Source organism: Streptomyces sp. NPDC050287 (genome assembly GCF_044459385.1).
Taxonomy (GTDB): Bacteria; Actinomycetota; Actinomycetes; order Streptomycetales; family Streptomycetaceae; genus Streptomyces.
This window is the reverse complement of the sequence record NZ_JBITIY010000018.1, coordinates 80,566-96,587: the sequence shown is the minus strand read 5'-3', so window position 1 is coordinate 96,587 and position 16,022 is coordinate 80,566. Positions and strand designations below refer to the sequence as shown.

The following is a 16,022-nucleotide window of genomic DNA, read 5'->3' as shown; positions in this document are numbered from 1 at the left end:
TGCGTCGTGGATGAATTGGTGGAGCGTGTAGACGGTCAAGATCGCGTGCTGGGGGTGGTCAGCCGCCGGGAGGCCATCCGGGAGGGTTGGCTGCATCGGGTCGCCGTGACGGTGTGTCGTGATGACCGTGGCCGGATCCTCGTCCACCGGCGGTCGGAGCAGGTATCGCGCTTCCCCGGGCTCTATGAGGTCGAGGTCGGTGGCGCCGCAAATGTCGGCGAGTCCTATGAACAGGCCGCCGCGCGGGAGCTGGCCGAAGAGCTGGGCATTCATGCGCTGCCGCGCCTGCTGTTCACGTTCATCAACCGCAGCGGCTTGAGCCCTCACTGGCTCGGCGTGCACGAAGCCGTGGTGCCGGACGCCGTGGTCCCCGATCCCGATGAGGTCGCCTGGCATGGCTGGCTGACCGAGCCGGAGCTCGACTCGGCCCTGTCGGAGTGGCGCTTCACCCCCGACAGCCACGAAGCCTTCAGCCGGTATCTCGCGTTCCGGAGCGCGCAGTCCTGACCTCTCTCGCCTCTCGGGCTGGGATGCCTGCTTGCGGCCAACGCGCCTTGTGAGAGCGGCTGATCGTGATAGGGAGTACGGATGCTTGGTCGACTCCCGCTCGTTGAGCAACTCGATGGCTTGCGGTCCGTTCTCTCCCGGAACGAGGTTCTGACCGACGTGATGACCAGGGCGGCGACGTTGGAACTGCCCGGCTGGTATGTGACGGCGGGCTGCCTGTTCCAGACGGTGTGGAATGTGGTCACCGACAGGCCCCCGACCAGCGGCATCAAGGACTACGACATCTTCTACTTCGACGGCACCGACCTGTCCTGGGAGGCAGAGGATGCCGTGATCAAGGCAGGGCAGGAGGTGTTCGCCGGGCTGCCGGCCGAGGTGGAGATCCGCAACGAGGCCCGTGTGCATCTCTGGTACGAGCAGAAATTCGGCGTGCCCTGCCCGCCTCACGATTCCACCGAGGCCGCGATCGACTCGTTCGCCGCGACGACGTGCTGTCTGGGGGTGCGGCTGGAGCCCGGCGGTGAGTGGCGTGTCTATGCGCCCCACGGGCTGTCCGACGTGTTCAACCTCGTGGTCCGGCCCAACCCGGTGCTTGCCCCTCAGGAGGTCTACGAAGCCAAGGCAGCGCGCTGGAAGGACACGTGGCCGCAGCTCACCGTGCTGCCGTGGCCGGGCTGACGATCGGATGCGAGTGGTCATGCGGCGAGTTCCTCTCCGGCGGGCCAGTTGTCCTTGACGGCGGCCCGGAGTGGTTGCGAGATCCATGCGGGGCGTCTGAGGTAGGTGCTGAGAGCGCGGTCGGCGTCGCGCAGTCGCTGGACGAGTGGGGTCAGACGCTTCCGTGCTTCGGGCGGGTCGGCAGCTTGGAGGAGCTGCGAGGCGATGTCCAGGACAGCGCCGGCGGCCAGGGAGTCCCTGGGCGGTGCGGTGTAGGGCTTGGAGGTCTTCTTCTTGCCGGGGATGTTGAGCAGCGGCTCGGCCTGCGCGATGCGGGAGGTGTACTCCGTGTCGAGGGCGGCGGCCAGGCAAGGCGTGCTGGCGTACTCACGGGCGACGGGCCAGGTTCGGAAGACCATGGCGACCGTGGCGCGCAGGTCGGCGAAGTAGTGGGCGGCGGGGACCGGTGCACCCGCGCTCATGGCCGTCTCGGGGCCGCCGCCCGCCGTGAGCAGGTCCACGAGCTGTTGTTGGAGCTGTAGGAGCACGGTCATGGTGATCGTGTCGGGTTCCGCAGAAGGCGGATCAAGGCGGTTCAGGTCGGTGGCGCAGGCGGTTTCGGGCTGGTGCTGTGGGGTCGGCCGGGTCGGGAAGCGGCACTGCCAGGGGTGGAGCGTGTCGTCGGACAGTCGCGCGATGGCGTTGGCGTTGGCTGTCCGGACGGAGTGGACGGGTGTTCCGCAGCCGGGGCATTCGTGCTGGAGGAGGCGCTGGTGGCGGAGGCAGAGGAAGACCACGGGGAGGCGCCAGAGGCGTTGCCAGGCTCCGCCGTGGCTGTCCTGGATGGCATCTCCGTCCCCGGCGAGGCAGGGCGGGCAGTAGCGGGTGGAGCGGGTCAGGACCCATGGGTTGTCGTAGATCATCCGCGCGGGTGTTTTGCGTGGCGTGAGTGCGGGGTTCAGTGGTCCGTAGCGCTCTCCGAGCGGGGCGAGCAGTAGTCCGGTGACTTCGCCGGGCGTCAGGTGTGTCACGTCGGCGAAGGTGGTGACGTGCTCGTCGTTGAGGTGGTGCAGGGAGCCGAGTGGCAGGCGGGTGGGCAGGCCGGGGCGGTCGTGGGGTGCCAGGCCGGTGCGGATGGTGATCTCGCCGGGTGTGGTGCCCGTTCGGTGGGCGAGACGAAGGATGAATCCGGTGAGGGTCTCGTCGGGCAGCGGGTCGAGGCTGCGGGGCAGCGGTCGCATGCGGTTCACCTCGCCTCTTGTGCTGTTGCCCGGCGGCGTGGGCGGGTGCCGGGGCGGCGGACCGGCAGGCCGAAGGAACTGCGCAAGACCGGGGAGATGCCGGGAGTGTCGGCGATTCTTCGGCTGACGGTGGGACGTGCTTGTTCCGACTGCTGGTAGAGCTCGGCGAGTGCCGCTCGGCCCTCGGAGTCGCAGGCGGCGTTCAGGAGTTGTTCAGCGGTGCTGAGGACGGCCCCGGTGGCCATGGGGCGTGTCGGGGGTTCGAGGAAGATGTCGCCTATGGGCGCGCTCTTGGCTCGTCGGAGTGTGTCCGAGGCTCGTTGGCGGCGGCGGGTGGCTTCTCCACTGATGACCCTGGCCAGGGTCGGGGTGACGGCCGAGGGGCGGGCCTGGGGCCACGAGATGAAGATCAGCGCGGCGACGGCGCGCAGGTCCAGGAAGTACTGGGCGACCGGGACTGGCTGTCCGCAACTGGCCGCTGTGTCAGGTCCGTTGGTGGACAGGAGGGTGTCGATACGTCCTTGGAGGGCCAGAAGCTCGTTTCTGGTACTGGGGTCACTGGAGATCGGGGCATTGTTCGGGCCGTCCGTCAGGTAAGTGCCGCATATCAACCCGCTCTTGCTGCTCGTTTTCCAGTGGATCGAAGCGCGGCACTGCGTGGGGTGAAGGTCTTCCTCGGCGGCGTGCTCGATGATGCCCGCTCGGGCGGCTTGTGCCGGGTGCTGGCAGCGGGGGCAGTTCCGCTTGAGGAGTCGTCGGTGCTCGGCGCAGGCGAAGGAGACGGCAAGGTGCCAGCGCCTCTTCCACGAACCGCCGAGCAGGACCCCGAAAACGCTGTTGTCCGAGGTCAGGCAGCGTGAGCAGAACTGGGTGTTCCTGAGATAGACCCAGCGTCTCAGGTAGGTGAGTTGTTGAGGGCCGGACCAGGGCCAGAGCTGGTGGTTGAGCGGGCCGTAGCGCCGCCCCAGGGGAGCGAGGAGAAGGCCCTCCATCTCCGCATGGGACAGGCGGGCGACATGCGCGCATTCAGCGAGTTGCTCGGAGGAGAGCGTGAGCAGGGATCCGACGGGCATGGCTGCCCGGTAGTACTGGCCAAGGCCCATACGATCAGCGATCACGGCCGGCGAGCACCCGGTGTACTTGGCCAAGCGCAGCACGAACCCTGCCAGCGACTCGTCATCGAGCGGAACCAGGCTGCGGGAGAGCGGGCGGCGGTTCATGCTTCCACCGCCGCGGGGGTGCCCGGATCGTCGTAGACCTTGTTGCGGCCCTTCTTGGGCGCCTGCTGCGGCTTCTGCTTCGGCTGGGGCGCGGTGTCGACGTCGGGGATCTCCCCGGCTTCGGCGTCGCGCTCGTTGCCCTTGCCCGGGACGTTGCCGAGGTTGATGGGGATCTCGTCGAGGAGGTCGGTGGTCAGGTCTTCCAGGCCACTGTCCATCGCCTTGACCAGGCCGTCTTCGATCAGACGCCGGAGAAGCCCGACGATGCCGTGCGTGCGACGGCGAAGGTACTCGGGCATGTTGCCCTCGGACAGAGTGCCCGGGCCTGCGTGAAAGAGCCGAATCTGGTTCTCGATGCCGACGAGGTGCTCGATGAACGCCTCGGTGCCGGCGTCGGTGCTGTAGTCGAAGGGGTCGAGGTTGATCAGGTCGAAGCGGCGCTCGGTCTGAGTGGAGGCGTCGGGGTTATAGCTCTTGCCCCTCGTCAGGGGCGCGTAGACCCACTGCTTGGTGCGGGGATCGTGCCAGCCCTCCCTGAGCAGCCCGGAGCGGGGGATGTTCACGCCGATGAGGACAAGCGTGACGTCCAGGTCCATCAGGCCACGGATGAGGTCCAGGGTGTCCTGGTCGTCCTCACGGTGCATCCTGAGCCGCGTGATGTCGTCGATCATCAAGACGGTGGTGGCGTGCACCTTGATGGACTCCCGGACGTTGCGGATCATGCCGCGCAGGTTCTTGCCGTAGGGGGCGCCGTAGAAGTCGAGGATCGCCTCGCACAAAGCGATCGGGGTGGCCTTCACCGGCGTCTGGCAGTAAGCGATCGGTGCGATCAGATCCCGGGTGCCGGGCATCGCATCCACGTAGTGGGATCGGTACTGCTCGAAGAGCTCCCGCCAGTCATCCTCGAACTCGGCGGCCGTCCGGCAGGCGGTCTCCGTCTTGCCCTGGTAGCCACCGCCGTTGATCATCAGCCCGTCCAGGGTGCCGGGACCGAAGCGCATGGCGTTGTTCTGGATGCGCGAGCGCATCAGATCGGTGACCGCCACGCTCATCGGTGTCTCCAGCAACGTCATGTTGACGTGGGTGGCGGCCCGGTGCAGGTCGTGCAGGGACTTCTTGCGCGGGCTCATCAGTTGGTACTCGGCCAAGGTGATCTTCTTGACCGGCACGAACAGGTCCCGGGTCTTGCGGAACTCCTGCCAGCCCTCGTAGGTGGTCCGGTCCGGCCTGGGGCCGAAGCGCAGGAACGGGACGGGGTTGTCCGCCGCGGAGATGCCGTGGTCGCTCATCTCACTCCTCGTCCGTCGTCTGCGAGTCGGGGCGCTCGGTGCCTTCGGCGCAGTCGTCGCCTTCGTCGTCCGCCAGGAGGAACAGGTTGCGGCCTCGGCGCCTGGTGCCGAGCGGTGCGGGCGCTGCCAAGGAAGACGAGGAGGACAGGACTTCCTCGCGCCGTCGGCGCCGGTGGGAGTCCAGGCTCCTGGCGGCCTGCTGGGCCCGCTCCTGCCACGAACCCGCTGCCGGTGTACCGACAGCCGCCAGAGGTGCTTCCTCGCCCGGCTCCTTCGGAGCCTGCGGACGGTCTGCGTCCGCCGCGCGGGCCTGCTCGATCTCACGGGCCTGCTGGACGCGCTGGGACTTGGTCATCTGCGACGGCCAGCCCGCAACGGGATCGACGGCTCCGATCATCTCCAGGAGAACCGGGAGAAGATCGGTGTCGGAGCGCGGCTTCAGCCCGGCCTCGCGTACGCGTGTGAGGAGTTCTTCGACACGGGCGTCCCCGAAGGCGGGAACGTCGTCCTCGGACGGCAGGCCCGTCCAGCGCAGGGTGTGCCACTCGTGCGTTTCGGGATCCTGGAAGAACACCACGCGCCGGTCACGGGGTTCACGGTGGATGACCCACGTCTGTTTGTATCGGCCGCCCCGTGTGGAGTGCCGGTCGGGGTCGTGCAGCATCTCGGCGTCGTACCAAAGCCCCTTGATCTTCACGCCCCGCCGGTAGATCCGCTTCACATGGTGCTCGGGCAGGAAGCGGTAGTACAGATCCGGCGACGGGATGTCCATCGCGAAGCCCTCCTGGGCGAAAGAGGCCGCGAACAGGCTGTTGGGGCTGTGATCGCCGCCCGGGTCCCAGAAGGGCGCGAACTCCCCCAGCCTGCGGTTTTGCCACACTTTCACGACCCAGGTCGCGATCAGATGCTCCATCTCGCTCATGGTCAGCACCGCGTCGCCTTCCGGGTCGGCGCCCCGATCGGCGACGTCGACTCCCGTGTAGCCGGCCAGCTTCTCGAACAGCAGCGAACGAGAACTGCCGAACGCACGTTCCACCGCCTGCTTGTCAGTAGGCCGTAAGACGCGAGCCGGCAGAATCCGGCAGCCCATCGCCTCCTGGACATCCACGAGATGGTGGTTGCGATAGACGGAACCGTGGTCGGAGGTGACCGTCTCCGGCGTGAAGAACGGCAGGGCAGCCACCTTGTGCCCGGCGAACTCCGCGACCACCGCGGCCGGCAGGCCCGGATAGGGCCACTCCATCTCGTCGTCCCATTCAGCCCGCATCGGCAGCGGCAACATGACGTCCCGCAGCACCATCGCCACGTCCACCGAGGAGTCCGACACCAGAGTCAGCCGGAACGCGCAGATCGAATGGGTGTAGACGTCCAGGGCCAGCGTGAGATGAACGGTCACCGGATCGCCGAAGACGTTCTCGCGGACCATCACCGGCAAGATCGTGGTGTCCAGGGCGACGACCTGTCCGGGCCGGGTCACCACCACGTGCCCGTTCTTGGCGGGCAGTTCGGCCGACCGGTCGTAGCGCGGCCGGGCACCGCCCGGACCGAACCACTCCTTCCAGATCCGAAGCAGCGTGTGGTAGCTCGGGATCTCGATCTCCTCCTCCGGGAAGGTCTCCCGGAGGTAGCGGTGGATCATGTTCTCGCGGGTGCGTCCACTCACCCTGGAGCGGTGGTGGCGCGTCTCCTCCCTGACCGCCAGGATCGCCTCACGGACCTCCTCACCGACGCTGGGATGGCCCCCGCTCTCCCGCAGCCACCGGTGATCGGCGCAGCCGACCATCCCGTACTTCCTGCGTCGGCGTTCCCACCGCTCCAGCGTGCGTACCCCGACGTGGCCGACACCCAGCAGCAACTTGAGCTCCGCAGGCCGCAAGGCCGCCAGCTCGGCCGCCTTCGCCGCCCGGCGCGCGGTCAGCGTCGTGCGGTCCGGGTCGTACTCGGGACGCGGCTCGCCCGGCTCGGGACGCAGAGGATCCCCACTGCGGAAACCGCACTTCACCTCCATCAGGTGCTCGAAGCGCTGTTGCACCAGCTGGCGCTTCTCCGGCTTGACGTCGCTCCACGCCGCCGGCTGACGCCCCCCCCCGGTTGACCCCCTCCGCGGCCGTGCGCGACGAGGGACGGCACTTCGGGTGGTTGACCAGGAAGCGGAAAGTCACCCGCTGCCTGCCACCGTCCGGACGCACCAGCTGCACCCGGCCCAGATGCGGCTCCTGCCGCTCGACCCGCCACTCCACGTCATCCAGCACGATGCCGGCACCGGGCGAGAGATCCAGCGTGGCCAACGCGTTCACGAGGCACCTCCCGCCAGCACCACTCGTGAGCCGTCCGTCAGCGACTGAGAAAGATCGACACCGATGCGGCGATGCCACAGCAGATGAAGGAGATGCGCGCGGGCCACCGGCCAGTACGTCTCCGTCAGAGCCAACTCCCCGAAGGGCAGTCCCTTTTGGGCATGCACGAGCAGGCCCGGCTGGACACCGAGCACGTCACGGAGCGGACGGCGCCGTGCATACATCGCGTCGAGCGTGGACTTCACATGAGGACGCCACTCGGCCGCCACCACGTAGTGCCACCCACAGACCAACGCCACCTCCGCCGCCGCGGCGAAGCTCTCAAGATCCTCCGGCCCGATCAGCGGTCTGGGCCGCACATCAATCAGCCAGACCCCCGCCCGCGTGACAGCGAAGAAGTCCGGCGTGTGCCTGCGCCACTTCTCCCGCGTGCGGAACCGGATACACAGCGGCTGCGACAGCACCTCGACCAGATCACCAGCGAAGTCCAGGGCCACCAGCAGCTGGTCCTCCTCCAGACTCTCGAACCCGTGAAGACGCCCCGTCGCCAGCAGCGATTCCAGACCGGGCCGGTGCCGCTGATCGCGCCGCCAGGTGAACCCCCGCATCGGCCGGCGGCCCGCCACCGGCGCATGCCCCAGATGCCGTACCGGACCCGTCACCTCGTCCCCGGCGTACCTCCACGTCGCCGTCCACCGGTCCGCCCAGCCGTCGGACACATCCAGGCCGTCCCGCCCGGCGTCCACCGAGACCGGTATCAGCAGGTCCTCCCACGTACACCGGTGAGACCACAACGGACCCGAGCTGTACGACGCGCCCTCGCCGGCGTACGGGGCGGCGACGTCTTGTAGATCAGTCATGTAGCCAGACAAACGGCACCCCCTTCCCGGGAGTCGGTGGTCTTCGGAGTTGGCGACAACTTGCTTGCAATAAGTGCGGTCCACGCCAAGAACGATGCGAATCTGACGACAGTTGTCGTGCTCAGCGGTCCAGAAACCCCCTGGTCAGGCTGCCGAGTTGACGACAACTAGCTCGCTCCGTCTCACCGAGCCGCACCCGAGTGTCTCGTCTGTCCGTTCCCAGTGTTTGTGCGGACTTCCGCGGGATCTGCTCGGTGACGTGATCGGGTCCCGGTCGATCGGGGCAGCGAGGTCTCTCGCAGGTTCTCTTACGGGCGCCGCACGACGAAGACGAACTCCGTGCCCGGCCTGTCAGGAGTGTCGCGTACGTCTTCCACGACGTACCCGCTGCCGGCTCGGCCGGGCGCGTGATGAAGGCGGGGCTCCGGTGTACCCGCGCGTCCACGACGGCCAAGGATGCTAGAGGCCTGGAGCGTTGCGCACGTTCCGCTCTCTGACGTCGGGCAGGAAGCGGGCCACGGTGACGAAATCAGCGTCGTCGTGCAGTACAACCAGTCCATGGTGCACGGCGGTCGCGCAGATCATCAGGTCGAGCGGCCCGGCCGCACCGAGCGCCCCCTTCTCCGCGAGCGCGTACTGGGCTGTTTCAATCCAGTCCCACAACCTCTTCGGGAGAGGTACGTCGGGGTACAGATCCATGAACATTTCCCCCATGGCCTCGTACTCCACTGCGTTGCGCGCTGAGCGCCGGAACTCGGTCCGCTGGGGAGCGCACGACCCGATGGCCCGGAGGGTGGTGGTCTCCAGCCACGCGTCCCTCAACTGCTCCTCGCGCAGGAGGCGCCACAGGCCCGAGGAGTCGAGCAGGTAGTGGATCACGCGCCACCCTGCTTTTCGTCGACGCGGCGCTGCTGCCAGCCCTCGTAGTCCCACTGCTGGGCGGCGTGGAAGTGCTTGGCTACGAGCGCGGCCCGTTCATGGCGTTCGGCGTACTCGCGAAGGGCGGCATTGACCACGTCTTTCTTGGTGCCACCACCGGCGACACGCATGGCCTTCTCCAGCGCATCGTCATCGAGGTCGATCGTCGTCACGCTCATACTGGACTCCTTTATTCAAGGACAACATTCAGTATATGTATCCGCCGGATGCGTGCCTGTCCCGGACCACCGGCGCGTTCCACCCCCCATACCTCCTGTCGTGGTTCGCTGAACGCCGACAGACGAGGTCGCGGCTTCGCCCCGGGCGGACTGCATGCCGTTCATTCGGACTCCCCACCCTCCCAGAGTCGCCAGAAAGGGTGGGGCGCCAAGCGCGCTCATTCGGTTCGTCGGGCAGTAGGCGTGTCCGCCGCTCCTGGTCACCGAGGCTGGTAGGAGGTGGCCAGCACGGAGACGGTCACCTGGTCGGGCAGGCGACCGTAACCGCTCAGGTCCGCGTGGGTCAGGTGGCGTGCGCTCGGTGTCATGCCCACCAGATCGATGACTTCTTGCCTGGTCAGTGGTGTGGTGTATTCGACGTGCTGGGTACCGGCGGCCCGGAAGTGGGGGGCCAACGCCTGTTGCAGGCGCTGTTCCTTGTCCGGGTCGATCGTGACCATCGCGGGCACCTGGCCCCGTAGCTCGGCCAAGTGCCGCTCGACGGGGCGCACCACGATCAACCGGCCGGTCGGACGGAGCACTCGGTGGAACTCGGACGGGTTGCGCGGGGCGAACACGTCCAGCACGATGTCGACCCCCTGGTCGACCAAGGGGAAGGGGCGGAAGACGTCCCAGCTCGCCGCCGCAGCTCGCGGATGGGCTCGGGCCGCTGAGCGCAGGGCGCTTGCTGACGTGTCCAGTCCCAGGCCGCGGGTGCCGGGCAGTTGATCGAGTACGCCGGCCAGGTAGTGGCCGGTGCCGCATCCGACGTCCACGACCGTGCCTTGGCCAGACAGGACGTCGGCCGTCATACGGGTCAGGGTCTCGTGGACAGGGGCGTACCTGCCGGTGGACAGGAACCGGTTTCGGGCCTGAACCATGGCCGCGTCGTCACCGCTGGTGGCGCGGATGCCCGTCAGCAGGCTGACGTAACCCTGACGGGCGATGTCGAAGGTGTGGCCCGCCGGGCAGCGCAGTGAGCCACGGTCGGGTCGGAGACGGGCGCGGCACACCGGGCAGCGCAACACGTCGAGAAACGGTTCGAGAGCAGGGGGAAGCAACGCGGGCACGAGGCACTCCTGGCAACGGCGAAGGGAAGGGACCGTGCCTGTACTCGCTCTCGGAAGCCGCCGTCCCAAGAAGAACGACGCCCGGCATCCCGCCACCTCAGCGCGGGTGGCGCAGGGAGATGGATCACGGAACAGGCACACCAAGGAGGGCGACGCCCTCCGGCATCGCCCTCAACGCCTCGTGATCACAGAGCCTGGATGTGCTGGGTCCACATGCCTACACCTTACGAGGCTTGCCGAAAGCCCCTTGCCACCCTCAGCAGTTGAGAGACGCGGACCAGCGGCGGGGGATCGCACCGGACTGCGCAATCACCTGGACGAGGGGTTTCGTCCCATTCGAGCTGCCCAGTCCTTGCAGGTCCGCAAAGGGGCATTCGAAGCCCTCCTGCCCCCAATCGGCCTCCGAAAGCCCAGGTCTGAGGCAGGACAGCCGCGACGGAACTATGCACAAAGAGCTCGGCGTCCATCCCTGACATACAAGATCACGGATGACGACGGAGCCCAGGACATGACAGACGCAGCCACTCGATACCTCTACCTCGCTCGGCACGGTGAAGCGTCAGCAGATGAGACAACCCTGACGGAAAGCGGCCGACGCCAATCCGTTCTGCTCGGTGAACGCTCCTGAACACGCCGCTTTCGGCGATCTACGTCTACAACGACATGCGGCACCTGCCCGCAGAACTCCGCTGGACCGGCTTCCCGCCCGAACTCCACATCTGACCAATCGAAGTCCTCCTGTCCGCGACGCGACCCGCAGCAGGTCCATGGCGGTTCTGCTGTCGGCAGACCGGCTGGATGTCGTACGGCGGCCTGCTGCCAGGATGGCCTTATGGGGAAGAACATGGCGGTGCGTCGGCTCGATCTCGGATACTTCGTCCGGCCCGCGTCGGAGACGGGCGGCCCACAGCCACGAGTCGAACCTGTCCTTGCCTACCTGGTGCGACACGACAACGGGCTGATCCTCTTCGATACCGGCATCGGCGACGCGGACCCGGAGACCGAAGCGCACTACCGACCCCGACGCCGCGCGTTACAGGACGCCCTGTCAGCGTCCGGAGTCGCCCTCGATGACATCTCCATGGTCGTCAACTGCCACCTGCACTTCGACCACTGCGGCGGTAACCCTCTCCTGGCCGGCAAGCCCATCCTGGTCCAGGACGTCGAACTGGCCACCGCTCGTCGGGGCGACTACACCTTCGACGAGCTGATCGACTTCCCCGGCGCAACCTACGAGGAAGTCGCCGGCGAAACCGAGGTCTGGCCAGGAGTCTGGGTCATTCCGACGCCTGGGCACACGCAAGGGCACCAGTCACTGGTCCTCCGGCAAGGCGACGGCACAGTGGTCCTCGCCGGCCAGGCACACGACTTCGCTTCCCACTTCGCGTCCGAGCAACTGGCCCGCCACGCGACACTCCACGGCGTGGAGCAGCCGCTTCCTCCCTATCAGCACTGGCTGGACCGACTCGCCGACTTCGACCCACGACGTGTGCTCTTCGCCCACGACTGCTCGGTCTGGGAACCCCCGCAGACCAAAGTCCGCTGAACCCGACTCTCCGGCACATGCCACACGCCGAACTGCCCGCACATGAGCGGGACAACCCCGGTCAGCGCGTCCCGGACAAAACGAAGCACCCCAGGTCACGGCCTCGCATCACCCACGCTTAACCGGGACAGGACACACGGATTTCGGCAGCGTTCAGGCTCTGGTAACCGGGACGAGGGTCAAGTACGTGATGCCAAGGATGTCGCGGTAGCCGTCAGCCCAGGACGACCGCTGGCGGTCGACTCGTTCGCGGGTCTCGGCGGCGAGTGGATGGTCCGGGTTCATGGCGAGCCAGAGTTCTGTGTCGTGGCGGTATCCGGACTCGAACTCCTCCCACTCCTCACGGCTCGCCGACTCTATCCAGGCCGGCCGGAAGCCCGCCTCGACAGCGAGGTCGACGAGCGGTCCGAGCCGCAGGTGGTCGCCTGCTTGCGCCCCGGGCCACATGGCCGCGAGTTCCTCGTCCGTCGGGGTGCGATCCCAGAAGCCCTCGCCCAGGACGACACGTCCGCCTGGGCGGACCAAGCGGCGCAGCTCGTGCAGTACGACGCTGGGATCGTACGGCTGCTCGGGGTCGCACAGCGCCTGCCCAGCCCCCAGGCAGAGCACCGCGTCCACGGGCCCGCGTGCCGTGCCAAGGGCCGACTCCTCGCTGAATTCGACCCGTCCGGCCAGTCCGCGCCCCTTCGCAAGGTCCCTGCCCCTGGCCAGATCCTCGGCGTTGATGTCGAGGCCGACGCCTGTCGATCCCGGGACGGACTCCAGAACGCGGAGCAGCAGTTCGCCCCAGCCGCAGCCGATGTCGAGAACAGTGGAGGGCGAGACGGCGGCGAGCCGCGCGACGATGCGCCCGGCGCGGGCTTCGGAGAGCGGTCCGTGGAAGGTCAGACTGCCGAGACGCGGGGGAAGATCGGAAGCGATTGCCATGGAGTGGAACATTAGTTCTCCCCGAGTGGCGTGCCGAGCGATTTGTATCCGGCTCGACCGACCCGGACGACCGGCCCCGCACCTGGTATGCCCGCCGCGTATTTACCCCGATCGGCCGCACCCACAGCTTCACCCGCTCGCAAGCCGGTCCCGCGTGGGGGCGGGTCCCGCGCGGGTCAGGGGTTGCTCGAGGCGCCCGTGATGGAGGAGATGATCCGGTCCTGAGGTGCGGTCGGCACATGGAAGAAGCCGTTGTTGCGGCCGAGCCGCAGCACTGCGGCCCGGTCCGCGACGGCCTTGACGTCTCCCATGTTGTGGCTGATGAGGATCACCCCGATCCGCTGTTCGCGGAGCTCCTCGACCAGATCGAGGACATGGCCCGCCTGCTGGATGCCGAGTGCCGCGGTGGGCTCGTCCAGCAGGACGGCCCTCGGTTTGCCCAGGAGCGCGCGGGAGATCGCGACCGTCTGCCTTTGGCCCGCCGACAGCGTGGCCACGGGTGTGCGCACGTCGGGGACGTGAATGCCCAGTGCGTCCAGCTGCCTACGTGCCTCCCCGCGCATGCTGCTCTTGTCCATCTGCCGGAAGAGGCGGCCCACAACCCCGGGGCGTCTCCGCTCCCGGCCGAGGAAGAGGTTCTCGGCCACATCGAGGCCGTCGCACAGCGCCAGGTTCTGGTACACGGTCGCGATACCGAGGCGTTGGGCGTCCTGAGGAGTCCTGATCTGCACCGCCCGGCCCTCCCACTTGATCACGCCGGTGTCGGCGGGTGTGACACCCGCGATGACCCTGATGAGAGTGGACTTGCCGGCGCCGTTGTCTCCCAGAAGGGCGACGACCTCACCTGGGTGGACTTCCAGCTCGACGTCCTTGAGTGCCTGCACGGCACCGAACCGCTTGGAGATGCCACGCAGCGCGAGCAGCGGCGAACCGGTCACGCGTACCTCGCCTTCCCCGTGCGACTGCGCTGAGAGCTCAGGGCTCGGTGGAAATCCGCCCCTAGTCAACAGTAGGTCAAAGCTCGCTTACGTGACTTTTCGGCATACTCTCGCCCATGAGGCAGAGGTAAAAGCCCGTGGGACGTTGGACCGGCCGGAGGAGGGCGTGACCATGGCACACGGCCGTTCGAGCCGCAAGCGCGCACAGCAGCGGCGTTGCCGACGGGGAGTGGCGCTCCTCGCGGCGGGTGGCCTCCTGCTCGGCGCCGCCGGATGCGGCGGGGGGCAGAGCCACAGCGGTGGCGCGGCGTCGGGGAAGGTCACGATCGGTCTGGTGACCAAGACCGAGACGAATCCGTACTTCGTGACCCTGCGCAAGGCCGCCGCGGCGGCGGCGAAGAAGAACCACGCAAAGCTCATCGCCCTGGCCGGCCGGTTCGACGGGGACAACGAGGGCCAGGTCGCCGCGATGGAGAGCCTCATCTCCCGCGGTGTGCAGGGCATCCTCATCACCCCGTCGAACGGCACGGGTCTCCTGAGCACCATCGCGGAGGCCCGCCGCCAGGGCATCGTGGTGATCGCGCTGGACTCCACGACCGAGCCGCCGAGCGCGACCGACGCCACCTATGCGACGGACAACGTCAAGGCGGGACGCCTCCAGGGTGCCTATCTCAGGGCGGCTCTCGCCGGCCGGCCGCCCAAGGTGATCATGCTCGACGGCACGGACGACTCCACCGTCAGCCAGCAGCGCCACGAGGGATTCCTCAAGGGCTTCGGCATCGCGAACGACTCCCCTGCGATCCGTGGGCAGGCGAACACCAATGGAGAACGCAATCCGGCACAGACCGCGACGGAGAACCTTCTGGAGCGCACGAGCAACATCAACACGGTCTACACGATCAACGAGCCGGTGGCCGGCGGCGCCTCCGCGGCCATGGCGGCCCGCGGCCTCAGCCACAAGGTGACCATCGGCTCCATCGACGGCGGGTGCGACGGCGTCCGCGACGTCCGGTCCGGCAAGTACGCGGCCACGGTGATGCAGTTCCCGGTCACGATGGCCACGCGAGGCGTCGACTCGGTCGTCGAGTACGCCAGGAGCGGGAAGAAGCCGCACCGACTCGTGGACACGGGCGCCGTGGTCATCACCGACAAGCCGGCGGACGGACTGGCCTCCCAGAATACGCACTGGGGACTGAAGCATTGCTGGGGATGAGGTACCGACGCCGAGCGGTCGAAGGGATCAGGACGACCGATGAGAACACCTGTCACCAGTCGTGCCGCCGGCAGTGAACGACACGCCCAGTCCCGGGAGAAACTCCGGTACGCCCTGCGCACGCCGGTCGTCGGCCCTCTCGCCGCTCTGCTCATCTGCGTGGTGGTCTTCTCGATCACCACGGAGACGTTCCTGACCCCGCAGAACCTCTCACTGGTGCTCCAGCAGTCCATCGTGATCGGCACACTGGCACTGGGCCAGTCGCTGATCATCCTCACCGCCGGCATCGACCTCTCGAACGGCGCCATCGCGGTCCTCGGCACGATCGTCATGGCCAAAATCGCCTTCGAGGGCGGCAACCCCGGGGGTGCCCTGCTTCTCGGCCTGGCCGTGGCGACGTTCCTGGGACTGGTGAACGGCCTGCTCGTCGCCCGCCTGGGCTTGCCCCCCTTCGTCGTGACCCTGGGAGCCCTGACCGTCGTTTTCGCGGTGAGCAGTCTCTACTCCCAGTCGCGCAGCTATCAGGTGACCTCCGATCTGCTTCTCTTCTGGGGGGAGGGCATTCAGCTCGGGGCGGTGCTCCTCACCTGGGGGACGTTCCTGCTCATGGGCCTTTACGCGTTGTTCTGGTACGTACTCGCGGACACCGCCTGGGGCCGGCACATCTACGCCGTAGGCGACGCACCCGAGTCCGCCCGTCTGACCGGCATCAGCGTGTGGCGCACAGTCCTCTCGGTCTACGTGACCGCCGGGTTCCTCTACGGCATCGCCGCCTGGCAGGCCCTCGGCCGCATCGCCAACGCCGACCCGAACGCCTACCGGACGGCCAACCTGGAGAGCATCACCGCCGTCGTGCTCGGCGGCACCAGCCTGTTCGGCGGCCGGGGCAGCATCATCGGCACACTCATCGGGGCCGTCATCGTCAACGTGCTCCGCTCCGGTCTCACCCAGGCGGGCATCGACAGTCTCTACCAGGATGTCGCGACCGGAACCCTCATCGTCGTCGCGGTCGGCATCGACCAGGTCCTCCGCAGAAGCGGCTCACGCTGACACCGGGGTTCAGGCCGTGGCTGCCCGTGGTGTTCCACAGCCCTTCGCCGCTCTCTGCGGTTGTCGGCCGC

The 16,022-nt window shown here is 67.7% G+C and carries 15 protein-coding genes and 1 pseudogene; 6 read left to right on the top strand and 10 right to left on the bottom strand.

Annotation, left to right across the window (positions count from 1 at the left end; translation table 11 throughout):
- Nucleotides 1-6 precede the first annotated feature (6 nt).
- Together ACIBK3_RS40990 and ACIBK3_RS40985 are read left to right on the top strand one after the other, a co-directional pair.
- Nucleotides 7-507: an NUDIX hydrolase gene (locus tag ACIBK3_RS40990; protein ID WP_399373221.1), complete on the top strand. Its 501-nt coding sequence runs from the start codon at nt 7-9 to the stop codon at nt 505-507.
- A gap of 81 nt (nt 508-588) precedes the next feature.
- Nucleotides 589-1,185, top strand: coding sequence for a nucleotidyltransferase family protein (locus ACIBK3_RS40985; RefSeq protein ID WP_399373220.1), 597 nt, complete (start codon nt 589-591; stop codon nt 1,183-1,185).
- A 17-nt stretch (nt 1,186-1,202) separates the two neighbouring features.
- Here the strand turns inward: ACIBK3_RS40985 and ACIBK3_RS40980 are convergent, their stop codons facing one another.
- The 8 genes from ACIBK3_RS40980 to ACIBK3_RS40945 form a co-directional block, all read right to left on the bottom strand.
- Complete coding sequence (locus ACIBK3_RS40980; RefSeq protein WP_399373218.1) at nt 1,203-2,405, bottom strand: TniQ family protein; 1,203 nt, start codon at nt 2,403-2,405, stop codon at nt 1,203-1,205.
- A 5-nt stretch (nt 2,406-2,410) separates the two neighbouring features.
- Complete coding sequence (locus tag ACIBK3_RS40975; RefSeq protein WP_399373216.1) at nt 2,411-3,625, bottom strand: TniQ family protein; 1,215 nt, start codon at nt 3,623-3,625, stop codon at nt 2,411-2,413.
- A complete protein-coding gene (locus ACIBK3_RS40970) occupies nt 3,622-4,914 on the bottom strand; it encodes a hypothetical protein (protein WP_399373215.1) in 1,293 nt (430 codons plus the stop codon). Before ACIBK3_RS40970 ends, ACIBK3_RS40975 begins: the two co-directional genes overlap by 4 nt.
- A gap of 1 nt (nt 4,915) precedes the next feature.
- On the bottom strand, nt 4,916-6,946 hold the full coding sequence (locus ACIBK3_RS40965; RefSeq protein ID WP_399373213.1) for a transposase: 2,031 nt from the start codon (nt 6,944-6,946) through the stop codon (nt 4,916-4,918).
- A gap of 261 nt (nt 6,947-7,207) precedes the next feature.
- Complete coding sequence (locus tag ACIBK3_RS40960; protein WP_399373212.1) at nt 7,208-8,071, bottom strand: TnsA-like heteromeric transposase endonuclease subunit; 864 nt, start codon at nt 8,069-8,071, stop codon at nt 7,208-7,210.
- 459 nt (nt 8,072-8,530) lie between these two features.
- Entirely contained in the window at nt 8,531-8,950 is a 420-nt protein-coding gene (locus ACIBK3_RS40955; protein WP_399373210.1) for a PIN domain-containing protein, read from the bottom strand.
- Nucleotides 8,947-9,168, bottom strand: coding sequence for a type II toxin-antitoxin system VapB family antitoxin (locus ACIBK3_RS40950; protein WP_399373208.1), 222 nt, complete (start codon nt 9,166-9,168; stop codon nt 8,947-8,949). Before ACIBK3_RS40950 ends, ACIBK3_RS40955 begins: the two co-directional genes overlap by 4 nt.
- Nucleotides 9,169-9,428: 260 nt before the next feature.
- On the bottom strand, nt 9,429-10,277 hold the full coding sequence (locus ACIBK3_RS40945) for a putative RNA methyltransferase (RefSeq protein ID WP_399373206.1): 849 nt from the start codon (nt 10,275-10,277) through the stop codon (nt 9,429-9,431).
- Between the two features lie 508 nt (nt 10,278-10,785).
- Between ACIBK3_RS40945 and ACIBK3_RS40940 the strand changes: the two are divergent.
- Nucleotides 10,786-10,899, top strand: a pseudogene (locus ACIBK3_RS40940) (histidine phosphatase family protein); the annotation flags it as partial.
- A 210-nt stretch (nt 10,900-11,109) separates the two neighbouring features.
- Complete coding sequence (locus tag ACIBK3_RS40935) at nt 11,110-11,823, top strand: N-acyl homoserine lactonase family protein (RefSeq protein WP_399373205.1); 714 nt, start codon at nt 11,110-11,112, stop codon at nt 11,821-11,823.
- A 153-nt stretch (nt 11,824-11,976) separates the two neighbouring features.
- Here ACIBK3_RS40935 and ACIBK3_RS40930 read toward each other — a convergent pair whose 3' ends face one another.
- Nucleotides 11,977-12,750: an SAM-dependent methyltransferase gene (locus tag ACIBK3_RS40930; RefSeq protein ID WP_399373204.1), complete on the bottom strand. Its 774-nt coding sequence runs from the start codon at nt 12,748-12,750 to the stop codon at nt 11,977-11,979.
- 176 nt (nt 12,751-12,926) lie between these two features.
- A complete protein-coding gene (locus ACIBK3_RS40925; protein ID WP_399373202.1) occupies nt 12,927-13,688 on the bottom strand; it encodes an ATP-binding cassette domain-containing protein in 762 nt (253 codons plus the stop codon).
- 172 nt (nt 13,689-13,860) lie between these two features.
- On the opposite strand from ACIBK3_RS40925, the gene ACIBK3_RS40920 reads away from it, so the two are divergent.
- Both ACIBK3_RS40920 and ACIBK3_RS40915 read left to right on the top strand, forming a co-directional pair.
- Nucleotides 13,861-14,901, top strand: a complete 1,041-nt coding sequence (locus ACIBK3_RS40920) for a substrate-binding domain-containing protein (RefSeq protein ID WP_399373200.1) — start codon at nt 13,861-13,863, stop codon at nt 14,899-14,901.
- Nucleotides 14,902-14,940: 39 nt separating this feature from the next.
- On the top strand, nt 14,941-15,951 hold the full coding sequence (locus tag ACIBK3_RS40915; RefSeq protein WP_399373198.1) for an ABC transporter permease: 1,011 nt from the start codon (nt 14,941-14,943) through the stop codon (nt 15,949-15,951).
- The last annotated feature ends 71 nt before the right edge of the window (nt 15,952-16,022 follow it).

Coding starts and splice junctions, on each gene's coding strand:
- ACIBK3_RS40930 (WP_399373204.1), bottom strand. CDS start 12,750: ATGGCAATCGCTTCCGATCTTCCCCCGCGTCTCGGCAGTCTGACCTTC.
- ACIBK3_RS40920 (WP_399373200.1), top strand. CDS start 13,861: ATGGCACACGGCCGTTCGAGCCGCAAGCGCGCACAGCAGCGGCGTTGC.
- ACIBK3_RS40975 (WP_399373216.1), bottom strand. CDS start 3,625: ATGAACCGCCGCCCGCTCTCCCGCAGCCTGGTTCCGCTCGATGACGAG.
- ACIBK3_RS40950 (WP_399373208.1), bottom strand. CDS start 9,168: ATGAGCGTGACGACGATCGACCTCGATGACGATGCGCTGGAGAAGGCC.
- ACIBK3_RS40915 (WP_399373198.1), top strand. CDS start 14,941: ATGAGAACACCTGTCACCAGTCGTGCCGCCGGCAGTGAACGACACGCC.
- ACIBK3_RS40985 (WP_399373220.1), top strand. CDS start 589: ATGCTTGGTCGACTCCCGCTCGTTGAGCAACTCGATGGCTTGCGGTCC.
- ACIBK3_RS40970 (WP_399373215.1), bottom strand. CDS start 4,914: ATGAGCGACCACGGCATCTCCGCGGCGGACAACCCCGTCCCGTTCCTG.
- ACIBK3_RS40980 (WP_399373218.1), bottom strand. CDS start 2,405: ATGCGACCGCTGCCCCGCAGCCTCGACCCGCTGCCCGACGAGACCCTC.
- ACIBK3_RS40935 (WP_399373205.1), top strand. CDS start 11,110: ATGGGGAAGAACATGGCGGTGCGTCGGCTCGATCTCGGATACTTCGTC.
- ACIBK3_RS40960 (WP_399373212.1), bottom strand. CDS start 8,071: ATGACTGATCTACAAGACGTCGCCGCCCCGTACGCCGGCGAGGGCGCG.